General features: G+C 73.0%; 13 protein-coding genes. 9 read left to right on the forward strand and 4 right to left on the reverse strand.

All coding sequences use genetic code 11. The features are described 5' to 3' along the window. The first annotated feature begins 78 nt into the window (after nucleotides 1-78). Genes OG373_RS35670 through OG373_RS35690 form a run of 5 tightly spaced genes read left to right on the forward strand, consistent with a single transcriptional unit; the run spans nucleotide 79 to nucleotide 4,852 of the window. Nucleotides 79-1,242 carry an ABC transporter substrate-binding protein gene (locus OG373_RS35670; protein WP_405442763.1) on the forward strand — a complete coding sequence of 388 codons (1,164 nt, stop codon included), beginning with the start codon at nucleotides 79-81 and terminating at the stop codon, nucleotides 1,240-1,242. Then, the gene (locus OG373_RS35675; RefSeq protein WP_405442765.1) at nucleotides 1,242-2,132 is read left to right on the forward strand and encodes an ABC transporter permease; all 891 of its coding nucleotides are present in this window, start codon (nucleotides 1,242-1,244) and stop codon (nucleotides 2,130-2,132) included. The genes OG373_RS35670 and OG373_RS35675 overlap by 1 nt, the downstream gene beginning before the upstream one ends. After that, entirely contained in the window at nucleotides 2,120-3,088 is a 969-nt protein-coding gene (locus tag OG373_RS35680) for an ABC transporter permease (protein ID WP_405442766.1), read from the forward strand. Before OG373_RS35675 ends, OG373_RS35680 begins: the two co-directional genes overlap by 13 nt. Nucleotides 3,089-3,092: 4 nt before the next feature. After that, nucleotides 3,093-4,196: an ABC transporter ATP-binding protein gene (locus OG373_RS35685; RefSeq protein ID WP_405442767.1), complete on the forward strand. Its 1,104-nt coding sequence runs from the start codon at nucleotides 3,093-3,095 to the stop codon at nucleotides 4,194-4,196. Then, nucleotides 4,193-4,852: an HAD family hydrolase gene (locus tag OG373_RS35690; protein ID WP_405442769.1), complete on the forward strand. Its 660-nt coding sequence runs from the start codon at nucleotides 4,193-4,195 to the stop codon at nucleotides 4,850-4,852. Before OG373_RS35685 ends, OG373_RS35690 begins: the two co-directional genes overlap by 4 nt. Before the next feature lie 70 nt (nucleotides 4,853-4,922). On the opposite strand, the gene OG373_RS35695 is transcribed toward OG373_RS35690, so the two are convergent. Then, nucleotides 4,923-5,432 (reverse strand): hypothetical protein, encoded by a 510-nt coding sequence (locus tag OG373_RS35695; protein ID WP_405442771.1) that lies wholly within the window; start codon nucleotides 5,430-5,432, stop codon nucleotides 4,923-4,925. Nucleotides 5,433-5,518: 86 nt separating this feature from the next. Here OG373_RS35695 and OG373_RS35700 point away from each other — a divergent pair, with 86 nt between their 5' ends. Both OG373_RS35700 and OG373_RS35705 read left to right on the forward strand, forming a co-directional pair. Then, the gene (locus OG373_RS35700) at nucleotides 5,519-6,604 is read left to right on the forward strand and encodes a DUF2330 domain-containing protein (protein WP_405442773.1); all 1,086 of its coding nucleotides are present in this window, start codon (nucleotides 5,519-5,521) and stop codon (nucleotides 6,602-6,604) included. Nucleotides 6,605-6,736: 132 nt separating this feature from the next. Continuing rightward, on the forward strand, nucleotides 6,737-8,212 hold the full coding sequence (locus OG373_RS35705; RefSeq protein ID WP_405442775.1) for an APC family permease: 1,476 nt from the start codon (nucleotides 6,737-6,739) through the stop codon (nucleotides 8,210-8,212). Nucleotides 8,213-8,257: 45 nt separating this feature from the next. On the opposite strand, the gene OG373_RS35710 is transcribed toward OG373_RS35705, so the two are convergent. The 3 genes from OG373_RS35710 to OG373_RS35720 form a co-directional block, all read right to left on the reverse strand. Next, nucleotides 8,258-9,874, reverse strand: coding sequence for a carboxylesterase/lipase family protein (locus OG373_RS35710; protein ID WP_405442777.1), 1,617 nt, complete (start codon nucleotides 9,872-9,874; stop codon nucleotides 8,258-8,260). A gap of 173 nt (nucleotides 9,875-10,047) precedes the next feature. Next, on the reverse strand, nucleotides 10,048-10,965 hold the full coding sequence (gene surE / locus OG373_RS35715; RefSeq protein WP_405442779.1) for a 5'/3'-nucleotidase SurE: 918 nt from the start codon (nucleotides 10,963-10,965) through the stop codon (nucleotides 10,048-10,050). Between the two features lie 108 nt (nucleotides 10,966-11,073). After that, nucleotides 11,074-12,327 carry an MFS transporter gene (locus tag OG373_RS35720; protein WP_405442781.1) on the reverse strand — a complete coding sequence of 418 codons (1,254 nt, stop codon included), beginning with the start codon at nucleotides 12,325-12,327 and terminating at the stop codon, nucleotides 11,074-11,076. Between the two features lie 613 nt (nucleotides 12,328-12,940). Between OG373_RS35720 and OG373_RS35725 the strand changes: the two genes are divergently transcribed. Both OG373_RS35725 and OG373_RS35730 read left to right on the forward strand, forming a co-directional pair. Further along, nucleotides 12,941-13,693, forward strand: coding sequence for a phosphatase PAP2 family protein (locus tag OG373_RS35725; RefSeq protein ID WP_405442783.1), 753 nt, complete (start codon nucleotides 12,941-12,943; stop codon nucleotides 13,691-13,693). A gap of 115 nt (nucleotides 13,694-13,808) precedes the next feature. After that, entirely contained in the window at nucleotides 13,809-15,371 is a 1,563-nt protein-coding gene (locus tag OG373_RS35730) for a carboxylesterase/lipase family protein (protein WP_405442785.1), read from the forward strand. The last annotated feature ends 15 nt before the right edge of the window (nucleotides 15,372-15,386 follow it).

Here is a 15,386-nt window from a genome sequence, read left to right on the forward strand (position 1 = left end):
CGTCCGTACAGCGGGCCCGGGCGAACTGGAGCCAACTTGTTCAGACAAGTGAACCCACCCTCGTCTCCGGGAGAGACCGTGCTCAGTTCCTCCGCCCGTCGCGGTGCGGCCGTACTGCTCAGCGCCGCCGTACTCACCACGCTCAGCGCGTGTGGTGCCGCACCCGACCAGAAGTCCGCCGGCGCCGACGGCGCCAAGAACGGCGTGCAGCCGGGCGCCGCGACCTCGGTCGCCGACTTCGGTTCCTTGGAGGCCCTCGCCGCCGCCGCACAGAAGGAGGGCGAGCTCAATGTGATCGCACTGCCGCCGGACTGGGCGAACTACGGCGAGATCATCAAGGCCTTCGAGGCCAAGTACAAGATCAAGGTGAACAGCGAGAACCCGGACGCCTCCAGCGCCGACGAGATCGCCGCCGTCAAGTCCCGCAAGGGCCAGAAGCGCGCCCCCGACGTCCTCGACCTCGGTATCGCCTTCGCCCGCAGCGGCGCCGCGGAGAACCTCTTCGCCCCGTACAAGGTCACCGCCTGGGACAAGATCCCCGCCGCCCAGAAGGACGCCGACGGCCGCTGGACCAACGACTACGGCGGCTACGTCTCCATCGGCTGCGACGCCGCCCGCATCCCCACCTGCCCGCAGACCTTCGCCGATCTCCTCAAGCCCGAGTACAAGGGCAAGGTCGCCCTCAACGGCAACCCCACCAAGTCCGGCTCGGCCTTCGGCGGCGTCTACGCGGCCGCCCTCGCCAACAAGGGCTCCTTCGCGGACATCCAGCCCGGCATCGACTTCTTCGGTCAGCTGAAGAAGAGCGGGAACTTCATCCCGGTCGAGTCCACCCCGGCCACCGTGGAGAAGGGCGAGACGCCCATCTCCATCGACTGGGACTACCTGAACGCCGGCTACGCCGACCAGTTCAAGGGCAAGGGCGTCGACTGGAAGGTCGCCGTCCCCACCGACGGCGTCTACGCCCAGTACTACTCGCAGGCCATCAACAAGGAGGCCCCGAACCCGGCGGCCGCCCGCCTGTGGCTGGAGTTCCTCTACAGCGCCGAGGGCCAGAACCTCTGGCTGAAGGGATACGCCCGCCCGGTCCTGCTCCCCGGCATGACCCAGGACGGCACCGCCGACAAGGCCGCCGTCGCCAAGCTCCCGCAGGTCCAGGGCACCCCGGCGTTCCCCGCCTCCGAGGAGCTCGACAAGGCCAAGGCCACCCTCGCCGAGAAGTGGGACAAGGCACTCTCCTGATGTCCTCCACCACCGACTCCCGCGTCGCCGGCGGCACCCGCCGCCGGCGGCGCGGCCCGCGCACCTGGCTCGCGACCCTCCCGCTGCTCGCCTTCACCGGCCTCTGCTTCGGCATCCCGCTCGGAGCCATGGCCTACGGCGCGGTCACCCGCACCGACCCGGCGAGCGGCGCCACCCGGGTGACCGGTGAGCACCTCGCCCGATCCCTCCAGGGCCCCTACCTGGGCTCCCTCATCGGCAGCGTCCAGCTCTCCGCCCTCACCGCACTCGTCGGCGGCGTCCTGGGCGTGGTGATCGCGCAGGCCGTGGTCACCTCCCGCTCGGCGGGCCTGCGCAGCGCCGCGCTGACGGCCTCCGGCGTACTCGCCAACTTCGGCGGCGTACCCCTCGCGTTCGCCTTCATCGCCACCGTGGGGATCTCCGGCGTCGTCACCCAGCTGGCCGACCTCACCGCCCTCGGCTGGAGCCTGTACTCCTTCACCGGCCTCACCGTGGTCTACCTGTACTTCCTGATCCCGCTGATGGTGCTGGTGATCGCCCCGGCGCTGGACGGACTGCGCCCGCAGTGGCGCGAGGCCGCCCAGAGCAGCGGAGCCACCGGATGGCAGTTCTGGCGCCATGTCGGCCTGCCCGTGCTCGCGCCCTCTCTGCTCGGCGGGTTCGTCCTGCTCTTCGGCACCGCCTTCGCCGCCCACGCCACGGCCGCGGCCCTCGTCGGCGGCTCCGTCCCCCTCGTCACGCTCAAGATCGCGGACGCGCTGTCCGGGAACGTACTCACCGGCCAGGAGAACGTGGCGCTCGCCCTCGGCCTCGACATGATCCTGATCGCCGGCCTGGTCATGGCGGTCTACCTGCCCCTCCAGCGACGGAGCGCCCGATGGCTGCGATGACCCCGACCTCCCGCTGCACCGACGGCGCCGAGAGCCCCAAGGACGCCAAGGACCTCAAGGACGCCCGGGGCACCAAGGGCGCGGGCGCCGGGGTTCCGGCGCGGACCGCGGCCCGGCGGCCCCGGCCCGGTATCCGGCGCGGAGCCGTCCTGGTCCTGGCCGGCGCCTACTTCATCGTCCCGCTCGTCGCCTCGTTCGTCTTCACCGTGCACGTGCCCGGCCAGGGCGTCACCTTCGAGGCCTACACCCAGCTGCTCTCCGCCGACGGCTTCACCGAGAGCCTGCTCCTCTCCCTCGGCCTCGCCGCCGCGACCATCGCACTGTCGCTGCTGCTCGCCGTGCCCGCCCTGGTGGCCGTACGCATCGGTTCCCCACGGCTGCGCCCGGTCGTCGAGGTGATGTGCATGCTGCCGCTGGTGGTGCCGCCGATCGCCCTGGTCACCGGCATCACCACCGTGCTGCGCTGGGGACCGGAACACCTGTCGCGGACCCCGCTGTACCAGACCTTCATCGCCGTCCAGAACGAGAAGTTCCCCGTCGTCCTGGTCCTCGCGTACACGGTCCTGGCGCTCCCCTTCGTCTACCGCTCGCTCGACGCGGGCCTGCGCGCCGTCGACGTACCGACCCTGGTCGAGGCCGCCCGCAGCTGCGGCGCGAGCTGGCCGTACGTCGTCCTGCGCGTGCTGCTGCCGAACCTGCGGGCCTCGCTCGCCGGCGCAGCCTTCCTCACGCTGGCCCTGGTGCTCGGCGAGTTCACCATCGCCTCACTCCTCGGGTTCCAGCCCTTCGCCGTGTGGATCGTCTCGATCTCCGGAGCGCAGGCCCGAATGTCGGTGGCCGTCTCCATCCTCAGCCTCCTGATCACCTGGCTGCTGCTGATCGCCCTCTCCCGGGCCGGGACCACCCCCTCCACCGCCGCGGCCGCGCCCGCCACCACCTCCCGCAAGGAGTCCTGAGTCCATGTCCACCACGCCCACCACCCTTCCCGCGGCCAGGAAGCCGGCCGATCCCGACCGGCCCGCGGGCGCGCGCGTCGAATTCCGCGGCCTGCGCCGGGCGTTCGGATCCACCGTCGCCCTCGACGGGCTCGACCTCACCGTCGAACCCGGTGAACTCCTCGCCCTGCTCGGCCCGTCCGGCTGCGGCAAGACCACCGCCCTGCGCGTCGTCGCCGGATTCGAGCAGCCCGACTCCGGCGAGGTCCTCGTCGACGGACAGGACATCACCCGGGTCCCGGCCAACCGCCGCGACGCCGGCATGGTCTTCCAGTCGTACAGCCTCTTCCCGAACCTCAGCGCCCGCGACAACGTGGCCTTCGGCCTGCGCGTACGCAAGGTCGGCGCGGCCGAGCGCCGCGAGCGCGCCGCCGAGCTCCTGGACCTGGTGGGCCTCCCGGACCACGGCGACCGCTACCCGCACCAGATGTCCGGCGGCCAGCAGCAGCGCGTCGCACTCGCCCGCGCCCTCGCCCTGCGCCCGCGCGTGCTCCTGCTCGACGAGCCGCTCTCCGCGCTGGACGCCAAGGTACGGGCGAACCTGCGCGAGGAGATCCGCCGCCTGCAGCTCTCCCTCGGCATCACCACCGTCTTCGTCACCCACGACCAGGAGGAGGCGCTGTCGATGGCCGACCGGGTCGCCGTCCTGAACGCCGGGAAGCTGGAGCAGTGCGCCGCCCCGGCCGAGCTGTACGACCGCCCGGCCACCCCCTTCGTCGCCGAGTTCGTCGGCACGATGAACCGGCTGCCCGGCCGGCTCGCCGGCTCCGGCCTGGTCGAGGTGGCGGGAGCCCGCCTGCCCGTCGACGGCCCGGTCCCCACGACGCCGCAGGTGCAGGTCCTCGTACGCCCCGAGAACGTGACCGTCGCCGCCGACGGCGAGGGCGCCGCCACCGTGGTCTCCGCCTCCTTCTTCGGCTCCGTGACCCGGCTCCACCTGGACCTGCCCGACGGGGTGACCGTCAAGGCGGACCTGCCCTCGCGGGAAGCGGGAGCCCTCGTACCGGGCGCCCGCGCCACCGTCGGGCTGGCCGAGCGGCCCGTGCTCGTCGTGGCCGGGTCCGCGTGAGCGCCCTCGCCGCGGTCCTGTTCGACATGGACGGCACCCTCGTCGACACCGAGGTGCTGTGGTGGCGGACCACCGAGGAGATAGCCGACGGCCTCGGCCACCGGCTCACCGACGCGGACGCGCCGGAGGTCGTCGGCCGGGCGGTGCAGGACACCGCCGCCCATCTCGTACGGGTCTCGGGAGGGGGAGACCCGTACGAGGTGGCCGCGGCGCTCACCGAGAGCTTCTTCCGCGGAGTGGAGGCCGGGGCGCCCATGCGGCCCGGCGCCCAGCGGCTGCTCACCGAACTGGAGGCGCAGGCAGTGCCCTTCGCCCTGGTCAGCGCGTCACCGCGGGTCGTCGTCGACTCGGTGGTCGGGGGCTCACTGGCCCATGTGCCCTTCGCCTTCACCCTGTCCGCCGACGACACCCCCCGCACCAAGCCGCACCCGGACCCCTACCGGGCCGCCGCCGAACGCCTCGGCCTCGCGCCGGGGGCCTGTGTCGCGGTGGAGGACTCGCCGGACGGCGCCGCCTCCGCCGAGACCGCCGGCTGCGCGGTCCTGGTGGTCCCGTCCCTGCTGGCGGTCCCGGCGTCACCGCCGCGGACCTTCGCCGAGTCCCTGGAGGACGTCACCGTGGCGCGGCTGCGGCGCTGCCTGACGGCGGTGGGCTGACTCCCGGACCGGCCCCGGACCGACTTCCGTACCGACTGCTTCCGCACCGACTTCCGGACCTGCCCCGGGATCAGGCCGGCAGGCCGAGGATGTCCAGGATGCCCTCCGCGTAGGCGGCCGCCCCGGAGCCCGGGGCGGTGGCGACCTCCCGGCGGAAGCCGTCGACACCCGTACGGATGAAGGCGGCGCACTGCCCGTGCAGCCCGGCCTCGTGGGTCCCGCCGTCGTCCACCGTGCACAACAGGGCGAGCAGGGTCCACAGCAGGGCCTCGCGGGTCGCCCGCCGGGGCGGCCGGGCGGACCATACGGCCATCAGCACGGCGCACACCGCCGGCGCGGGCGGCTTCAGGTGCTCGGCGAAGAACACGTGCCCCTCCAGCGCGTGGAACGCGGCGGGATGCCCCTCGGCGGCATCCCGCACGGCGTCCACGAGATGGCCCGCGGAGCGGCCGCAGCCGCACACGATGGCCTCCCAGTCGTGCCGCGCGATCTCCGCCACCACAGAATCCGGAACCAGCGGGCTGTGCAAGCCCGCGGACCGGCGCAGCAGAGCCTGCTGCCGCTTCTCGCTCCCCGTCATGGGGCACAGTATGAGGCCAGGTCGGAGCGCTCGGCGAGGGGGGTCGGAACCGGATTCCGGGGGCCGTCGTCTGAGACCCCGTGTGGATGAAACGAAGAATTCTGGCACTGCTGTTCGCCCTGCTCGCGACCCAGCTGGGCGCACTGGTCAACCCCGCCTACGCGTGCGGGTGCGGGGCCATGATTCCCGACGGACAGTCCCGGATCGGGGTCGACCGGGAGACCTCCGTCGTGCGCTGGGACGGCCGCACGGAGCAGATCGTCATGCGCTTCTCCGTCGGCGGGGACGCCCACCGGGCCGCCTGGATCATGCCCGTACCGGGCCGGGCCACGGTGGAGCTGGGCGACAGCCGGATGTTCGACGAGCTGGGCCGACTGACCCGGCCCGAACACAGGAGCCGCGGCTACTTCTGGCCGCGTGAGCGCGACTGGCCCTTCGACCCCGCCACGGGGGACACGGCCGGAGCTCCGGCGCCCGGCAGCGCGGCGCCGCCCGTCGGCGTCGTCGGCCGTGAACAGCTCGGCGACTTCGACGTCGCCCGGCTGACCGCCACCGACCCGGACGCCCTGCGGAACTGGCTGGAGAGCAACGGCTTCAAGCTCCCCGACCGCCTCGCCACCGAGGTCAAGCCGTACGTCGACCAGAAGTGGGAGTACGTGGCGGTCCGGCTCGCCCCCCGCGACCGGGACAAGCCACTGCGCGGCGACCTGGACCCGCTGCGGATCCGCTTCGAGAGCGACCGGCTGGTCTACCCGATGCGGCTCTCCCGGATGGCGAGGACACCGCAATCCCTCGGCCTGTACGTGCTGGCCGACCACCGCATGGAGCCCGCCTCCCCGATCGGCGGCTCCGCACCCGAGGTGACCTTCGCGGGGACCATCCGTCCCGAGGCCGGCCCGCTCTCCGAACTGACGGGTGCCGAGCCGGTGTTCCTCACGGCGATCGACCAGCGGTTCCCGCTTCCGGAGCGCATCGACGCCGACCACGAGCTGCGCGCCACCGCCGCGGACACCCCGTACCGCCGGGTGGTGTACCACGACAAGCTGCTCACGGTGGGCGGCGTTCCGGCCTGGCTGCTGACGGTGGGGGCCGCCGCGGTGGCTCTGACGGTGTCAGCCGTCGCGGTGCTCCGGATACGGGGCCGTCGGCTGCGCCCTGCCGGGGCGGCCTGACCGGACGGGGTCACCCGCCGGGCCCGGCCCCCGGTGCGTCGAGCGCCGCGAACCCATCGAATACGGCGAGAATGGGACACCGGTCCGCACCCCGACGTCGGGCCAGGAACCGGGGAAGTCGAGGTGGCCGGTATGGCGGACCCGTCGGCGCAGGCCCCGCACGGCCCGGACGGCGGGGATCCCGTCGAGCTCGGTGGCTATCAGCAGGAACTGAAACGGACGCTCGGCTCCTTCCAGGTGTTCGCGATCTCGTTCGCGTTCATCTCGGTGGCCGTCGGCATCTTCGCGACGTACGACGACGTGCTGCTGAGCGCCGGGCCGGTCGGGATCTGGCTCTGGACGATCGCCGGGGTGGGACAGACGCTGGTGGCGCTGGTGGTCGCGCAGTTCGCGGCCCGCATCCCGCTCAGCGGATCGTCCTATCAGTGGGCCTCCCGGCTGGCCAGTCCGAAGGTCGGCTGGGGCTTCGGCTGGCTGACCTTCTGTTACCTGGCGATCAGCGTGGTGGCGGTCGACAACGCGCTCGCGAGTCAGGCGTTCATGCCGCTCGCCGGCCTTCGGCCGGACGAGGGTACGGCGCGCCTGATCACGGTCGTGGTGCTGTTCGTCCAAGTTGTCCTCGCCATCGCGTCGACGCGCCTGGTCAGCTGGATCAACTCGGTCGCCGTGGGGCTCGAACTCACCCTCGTCATCGTCGTGGCGGTCGCGCTCGTCATCGCCGTGGCGATCACGGGCGACGGGTCGGCCGGCAACCTCACCTCGCGCGGAGTCACCGAGAACGCCCCCGACTACTTCGCCGTCGGCGGCGGACTGATGATCGCGATGATCATGGGCCTGGCCACGCTCGTAGGATTCGACTCGGCCGCGAACCTGGCCGAGGAGGCCAAGGACCCCTACCGCACCGTCCCGCGCGCGATCGTGGGGTCGGTCGTGGCAGCCGGCCTGCTGGGCCTGCTGTTCCTGATCACGCTCACCGTCGCGATCGAGGACATCCCCCGGATCACCGCCGAGGGCTCGCCCGTCGCGGCGATCATGCGCGACCAACTCGGTCCGACGGCGGAGAGGATCCTGCTGGTCGCGATCTCGTTCGCGTTCTTCGGCGCCGGGATCGTGGCCATGGTCGCCTGCTCGCGGCTCATCTTCGCGATGGCGCGCGACGGACGCTTCCCCGCGCACCGGCTGATGCGGAAGGTCGACCCGCGCACGAGGACGCCGATCCCGGCGACGATCCTGATCTTCGCCCTCGGAGTCGTCCTCATGGTCGCGCTGCCCGGGGCCGCACTGCTGGAGCTGATCACGGCGTCGACGATCCTCCCGGCGATCACCTACGGCTCCACGATCGTGCTCTACCTGGCGGTTCGGAAACGACTCGGTCGCCGCAAGGGCGCCTTCGACCTCGGGCGCTTCGAACTGCCGGTCGCGATCTGCGCGCTGGTGTGGACGCTCGTCGCGCTGTGCGTGCTGGTGGCACCCGAGGAGGCGCTCGTCTCCGTGGTGATCGTGGCCGGACTGCTCCTCGCCGGCGGGCTCGCCTTCCTCGGCCTCCTGAGATTCAACCGCCGGGCGATGGAGACCGAGCCGGGGGACGCGGGCTTCTTCGAGCGCTGAGGTGGCCGCCGGGGGCGAGGGGAGTCGCTCGAACCCTCGCGGGCCTCACAGCGGCCGGGGAGGCCGGGTCCGCCAGAAGGCGCACTGATGGTCCGCCCCGAACGAGGTGCTCGTCCGCGTCACCGACGGATCGAGGGTGAGCACCCCGGCGGCTCCGGGGCCGGTCGGCGGCCATACGGTCTGCCCCGGTACCACCGGCGCGCCGAAGCGGGCGAACGCCGCCCAGTACCGCTTCATCCGGTTCCCCAGCGCCACCTGGACCGGAGTCAGCGGACGCTCGCCCATCGTGAAGTCGTGCAGATAGGCCAGCTCCGCACTGTGCGCGTTCGACTGGTCCAGACCCGGCACCTGCGCACCCGCGAGGGTCGGCGACCGCGGGTCGTCGAACTCGTAGACGTACGTCGGCACCTGCGTCGCGAAGAGCTGCGCCGACCACTGCGTGTGGCACGCGAAGGTCGAGTCCGTCATCACGGCCGACAGCGCCAGGTACGGCGAGCCGTACGCCGCGACCGGATAGCGCGTGAGCACCTCGGGTCCCGCGGCCCCGTGATCCGCCAGGACCCGGGCCGTGTACTGCTCGGCGGTCAGCTGCGGCTGGGTGAGGGCCACGAAGAAGCGGGCCTCGGAACGGGTGCTCCCGATCAGCACCGGCACCTTGTTCCACGCGCCGCTCCCGATGGCCTGCGCGGGAGCGACGGGCAACAGACCGTCGCCGGAGGCGGGTCCCCGGGTCGGCAGCGTACGGGCCGCCTCCACCAGCGCAGCTCCGGAGGCGGCACGCAGACAGGCGGCCGGCTCGGTGGCCGCCGGGCACCCCGCCCGGGCGGCGAAGGCCCGGGCCTGCCCCTCGGCCTCGGCGCTGTCCGGCGTACCCAGCAGGGTGCACGGACCGCTCTGCAGCACGGCCCGGTGGAACAGGCCGGCGGCCGACGGGGCGGCCAGCAGCGCACAGACGGAGCCGCTGCCCGCGGACTGCCCGGAGATCGTGACGTTCCCCGGGTTCCCGCCGAACGCGCCGATGTTCTCCCGGGTCCAGCGCAGCGCCGCGAGCTGGTCCATCAGCCCGAAGGACCCGGAGCGCAGGGCGTTCTGGCGGCCGAGCTCGGGCAGCGCGAGATATCCGAGCTGTCCCAGCCGGTAGTTGATGCTGACCACCATGCTCTGGGTGAGCTCCGCCATGGTCCGTCCGCCGAACTGGGTGCCCGTGCCCTGGCTGTACGCACCCCCGTGCATCCAGACGATCACCGGGAGCCGGGCTCCGGGGCGGGCGGTCCGGGGCCGGTACACGTCCAGGTACAGGCAGTCCTCGCTGGCGGCCGCCGGATCGCTCAGGCCGAAGGGCGAGAACTGCAGGCACGCGGGAGCCTGCCGGGCGGCCTCCCGCACCCCGGGCCACCGGGGCGCAGGCGCGGGTGCCCGGAGCCGGGCATCCCCGACCGGGGGAGCGGCGTAGGGGACTCCGAGGAACTCCTGCGCGCCGTCGCGGGACTGGCCGTGCAGGCCGCCCTGCGCGACGGTGACCACCGGGCGCGGTGACCCGCCGGACGGGGAGGACGACAGGGATGCCGCCGCGGGGGGCGCCGAGGCGAGCAGGGCGACCAGAGCGAGTGCGGTACCGAGCAGGGACCTTGCCGAGGGCAGCCGTTTTCCGGGCCTCTTCATCCGTCTCCTCCTGGAGTGTGCCGGTGCGTGACGACGTCGTGCCGGGTACGTGCAGGTTCTTGCCGGGGCCGGGGCCGGGGCCGGGGCCGGGGCCGGGGATCGGGGTGGGCGCCGGGTGTCGGCCGGCCGGCCGGGGCGGAACGGGGTGCGGGCTCCGCCCCGGCCGGGGCTCGTCAGGGGCGGAGCCCGGCGATCAGTGCGGAGGTCACGGCCTGGTCGGCCGGCCCGGTGTTCCAGTTGGGGCTCATGGGACTCACGGCGATCCGGTTGGCCGTGACGGCCTCCAGGTCACCGCCCCGGGCGGCGGGCCGCAGGTCCACCTTCACGGTCACCTTCCAGGTGCCGTCGCCCGCGTCGGTGAAGTCCGGTTCGAGCAGGGTCTGCGGATCCTGGAAGGTCGAGGCCACACCGGCGGCCGTTCCCTTGCCGTCCGCGCCGACCACCGGGTGGTTGACGTTCAGGCCGACGCCCTGGGGCAGCAGCGGCCCGGAACGGGCGCGCGTCCGCAGCCGGTCGATCAGCTTGACCGCGAAGTCGAGCGTCGGGCCCATCGCGTTGACGGTGGTGACCGGGTCCGGGACGGTGACGCCGCCGGTGCTCAGCGCGATGGCCGGTACGCCGTGCTCCAGCGCGGCGACGGCGCCGCCGACCGTACCGGAGTGGGTGGCGAGACCGGCCACGTTCGGGCCGAAGTTGGTGCCCGATACGACCAGGTCGGGGGCATCTTCGGCGAAGACCTCGGCCAGCCCGAAGGAGACGGAGTCGCCCGGGGTGCCGTCGACGGCCCAGACCTTCGGCTCGGGGTGCTTCACCGTGATCGTCGGGGCGCTCGACACCCTCGTGCCGGCGCCGCTCTGGTTGGTGAGCGGGGCGACGATCGTGACGTCGTGTCCGGCGGCGGTCAGCCGCTCGTAGGCCTTGCGGATGCCCGGCGCGTTGTAGCCGTCGTCGTTGGTGAGCAGGATCCGCAACGGCCCGGCGGGCCCGGTCTGCGGTGCGGTCTGCGGCGCGGCGGCCGCCGGTGCCGTGCCGGCCAGGGCCGGCGTGCACAGCAGCAGTGCGGCCAGCGGCAGAACTCGCTTGCGTCTCACAGGGTGCTCCTTGGGAGGGAGGGAGATGAGGGTGAGCAGGGTGGGTACCGGCGGGCGCACGACCCTCGGCATGCGCCCGCCGGAGCTGAGGACGGGCCCGGACAGGGGTCAGCGCACGCTGCGGATCGGGAGGATGGCGAGCGCGCCGACCAGCGAGAGGGCCCCGCCGACGAGGAAGAGCGGGGTGTAGCCGCCCAGACCGGTGACGACGGCCGAGGCGACGAAGGGGGCGATGATCTGCGGCCCCGCGTTCGCGATGTTCAGCACGCCCATGTCGCGGGCGGCGTCCTCGGCCCGCGGCAGCACCAGGGTGACGAGCGCGGTGTCGACCGCCATGAAGCAGCCGAAGGCGAGTCCGTTGAGCGCACTGAAGACGAGCATGCCGGTCCAGGTCGGGCTGATCACGGGGACCACCATGACGAGCCCGGCGAGGGCGGCCGACACGCCGACGAACACCTTGCGGCGGTTCCAGCGGTCCGACAGCAGACCGCCCACCACGGTGGAGACGGCCATCGCGACCATCGACACGGGGGTCAGTACGGCCATCGCGGCGGGCGGGGTGAGCCCGCCGGGCAGGGTGATGTGGTCGTCGAGGATGTACAGCTGGTAGCCGACGACGGAGAAGTATCCGAGGACCATCAGGGCCCGGCCGATGAAGGCCCACCGGAAGTCGTGGTTGGCCAGGGCCGAGAGGAAGGCGGCCAGTTGGGCGCCCCGGGCCTTGGCGGGTGCGGGGACGGCGGGCTCGGTGCGCGCGACGTCCCGGCAGAAGGTGCTGAGCAGCAGGGCGGACCCGGCGACGATCGCGCCGAGGACGAGGTAGCCGGTGCGCAACTGATCCGCGGTCTGGGAGGCGACGAGCACGCCGACCGTACCGCCGATGGGCAGTCCGAGCCCGACCAGTGCGGACGCGGTGCCCCGGCGGGCGGCGGGAATCCGGTCGGGCACGATCGCGGTGACCGCCGCCTGGAAGACGTTCATGGTCGCCTGGATCAGACACCAGCCGATGCCGACGAGCAGCGCCGTGGTGGCGCTGCCGAGGGCGGCGAGGAGGGCGAGGGAGGCCAGACCGCCGCCCACGATCCACGGGTTGCGGCGTCCGCTGCGGTCGGAGAGAGCCCCGGCTATGGGGTTGAAGGCGGTGGCGAAGACCGCGCTGATGCCGCCGATGAGGCCGAGTACGGCGACCTTGTCGTCGGGGGCGATCGCGGCGATCTGGGTGGGCAGCAGGACGGAGCCGACGCCCATGTAGAGCGCCATCATCGCGGAGTTGGCGACCAGCAGGAGGGGCAGGAGAGCACGCCGTGGGGCGGGCTCCCCGGTCGGGGGGACGGACGGTTCGACGACTTCGGGCGTGGCCATGACGACTCCTCGGGGGACGGAGCGGGGAGGTGGCGTGCGGGGAAGAGAAGGGGCGGCCCGCGGGCGGGCGCCGGACGGCGTCGTCGCCGGGAGGATGCGGCGGCGGACGTCGTTTCGTAACGTGATGTTGTTACACGTGTCACCAGGTGCGGTGGACACTGTGTAGCACCCATTTCCGGGGTCCGCCAGAGTCCGCGGTGGGTCGTTGTGCAGATCGTGACCGACGGGGGAGTCGGCATGCCATGACGTGTAACCGCCCTCCGGCGGCCATCGCGCACGGCGGATGTGTCGAGAAACCCTCTTGCTCTTGTGCCGGTCGTGACGCGTGGGCAATACTCCGTGCCGCACCGCGCGACCCTGTCGCCGGCTGGCCCCTCGCCCGCTCGCCCGCTCGCCCCGGCGTCGTCCGGCGCCGCGTGCCGTGTGTCCTGTGCCTCCCGTCGCGTTCCTGCGACTTCCGGCCGCCCCGGCCCCGCCGCATGCCGCGCCACGCCGCCCGGCTCCGCTCCCTCCCGCCCCCTTCCGCTCCTGTGCGCCTTCCTGCGCCCGACCCTCCCGTGCCTGCTCTCCGCGTGCCCCCACCGCTTGGGGAGACGACCGTGAAAGGCCCGCCATGTTCCCCTCGCCCTCCTTCGTGCCGCCGTCCCGGCCGCCGCGGCCGCACCGGCCGGTCCGCCCGCCGCGCCACCACCTTCCGGCGGCCCCGCCGCGTCGTGCGCTCGGCCTCGGGATCGCCCTCCTGGCCCTCGCGCTGCTGGCCGGGCTGCTGCTCCGGCTGGACCGGCGGCCGTTCTTCCAGGACCTCGACGACCGCTGGGCGGCCGCGGTGAACGACCCGGCCACCGCGGGAGCCGCCGGCGGTGACGGCCTCGGCGGCTTCGCCACCGTCCTGGACCGGCTGGGCGGCCCGCTCGGCATGGTCGTGCCGCTGCTGGTGATCGGTTGCCTGTGCGTGTACGGGCGCTGGCGCTCGGGGCTGTTCGTCTTCACCGTCACGGTCGTCGCCAACCTCGTCGTGCTGCTGCCCCTCAAGCAGCTGGCCGACCGGCCGCGTCCGCCGCACCCGTGGGTCCTGGTCAGCGACGGCTCGTACCCGTCCGGGCAGGTGTTCAGCGCGGTGACGCTGGTGGTCTCTGTTGCGGTGGTGGTGTTCCCGCCGCGTGCGCGACGCTGGTGGTGGGTCTTCGGGGCCTCGTACGTCCTCGCCATGATGGGCAGCCGGACCTGGCTCCACGCCCAGTGGCTCAGCGACACCTTCGCCGGTGTCCTGGTCGGCGCCGGTACCTGCCTCGTCCTGTGGCGGGCCTTCGCTCCGCTGCTGGAGACGGAGTCGGAGCGGATGGCCTCGAACAGCCTGTGGCTGTGAGGCACCCGCCCTCCGGAGCTCGAATTATTGAGCAGCGTTGACGTTCGGCAAATTTACGCCATAGTCTCGGTCGGCGGCGTGTACTCGGCGCGCGACAGCGAGGAAGGAACGGCTCATGCCTCACTCCCCAGGCCAGGACCGGACGGTGGTGGACCTGCCCGCAGGCCGCCTGTGCGGCGCGAACGAGGGTGGGGTCACGGTTTTCCGTGCCGTCCCGTACGCCGCCCCGCCGGTCGGCGACCTGCGCTGGAGGCCCGCTCAGCCGCATGCCGGCTGGATCGGTACGCGGGCCGCCACCGCCGATGGTCCGAGCGCGCCGCAGATGTACGTGGAAGGTGGCGACCCGGTGCTCGGCGGGCACGGGTCGCCCCCCTTCGACGAGGACTGCCTGACCCTGAACCTCTGGACGCCCGCCGTCGACGACGCCCGGCGGCCGGTACTGGTCTGGATCCACGGCGGCGGTTTCGTGTCCGGCTCCGGATCGCTGCCCGGCTACTCGGGCGAGACCTTCGCGCGCGACGGCGACCTGGTCGTCGTGAGCATCAACTACCGCATCGGGCCGCTGGGTTACCTCTACCCGGGCGAAGGGGAAGGTGACGGCGGAGCCGGGGAAGGCAGTGGCGGGGCGGGCGGCAACTTCTGGCTCACCGACCAGCTCGCCGCCCTGCGGTGGGTGAAGGAGAACATCGCCTCCTTCGGCGGCGACCCGGACTGCATCACGGTCGCGGGGCAGTCCGGCGGCGCGGTGTCCACCGCCGCACTCGCCGGCCATCCGCGGACCGAGGGTCTGATCCGGCGGGTGATCCTGCAGAGCCCGCCCTTCGGGCTGGACCTCCCCGGCCCGGCCGCGTACCTGGAGCGCACCGCCGCCTACCTGGAGCTGGCCGGCGCCGAGGACATGGCGGAGCTGCGCGCACTGCCCTGGCCCGAGCTGATCGGAGCGGGTGGCGGACTGTTCGCGCAGACCATGCGGTGGGGGTACTGGCCGACGCCCTTCCTGCCCGTGATCGACGGAGTCACCCTCACCGACCACCCCGCGCAGGCCCTGCTGGGTGCGACGGCCGCCGGTATCGACGTGATGATCGGCTGGACGCGGGAGGAGGCCAACTTCGGCTTCGCCCTGGACGAGGGGTACGCCGCCGCCACCCGCGAGCAGGTGACCGACCGGATCGCGGACACCTTCGGGGGCGAAGCCGCCGAGGGCGTGTACGCGGCGTACGAGCGGGCCCGGCCCGGCGCACGTCCGGCCGACGTCCTCATGGACCTCATCACGGACGAGCTCTTCCGGGTGCCGGCGGTGCGGCTGGCCGAGGCGCGCGCCGCATCGGGCCGCCCCGTGTGGGCCTACCAGTTCGACCTTCCCACCCCCGCGTACGACGGCCGGCTCGGCGCCGCGCACTGCCTCGAACTCCCCTTCGTCTTCGACAACTTCGACCAGTGGTCGCACGCCCCCTTCCTGGCGGGCCTCGCGCCGTCCGTCCGCGACGGCCTCGCCTACGCCATGCACCGGGCCTGGATCGCCTTCGTACGCACCGGCGACCCGAACCACCCGGACCTGCCGCGCTGGCAGCCGTACGACACGGGGTCCCGCACCACGATGCGCTTCGACTCGGTCGTGACCGCCCTCGACGATCTCGCGGGAGCCTCCAGGGTTCTGCACCAGCCCGTGACCCCGTGACCCCGTGACCCCCTG

This window comes from Streptomyces avidinii (genome assembly GCF_045161815.1).
Classification (GTDB): domain Bacteria; phylum Actinomycetota; class Actinomycetes; order Streptomycetales; family Streptomycetaceae; genus Streptomyces; species Streptomyces avidinii.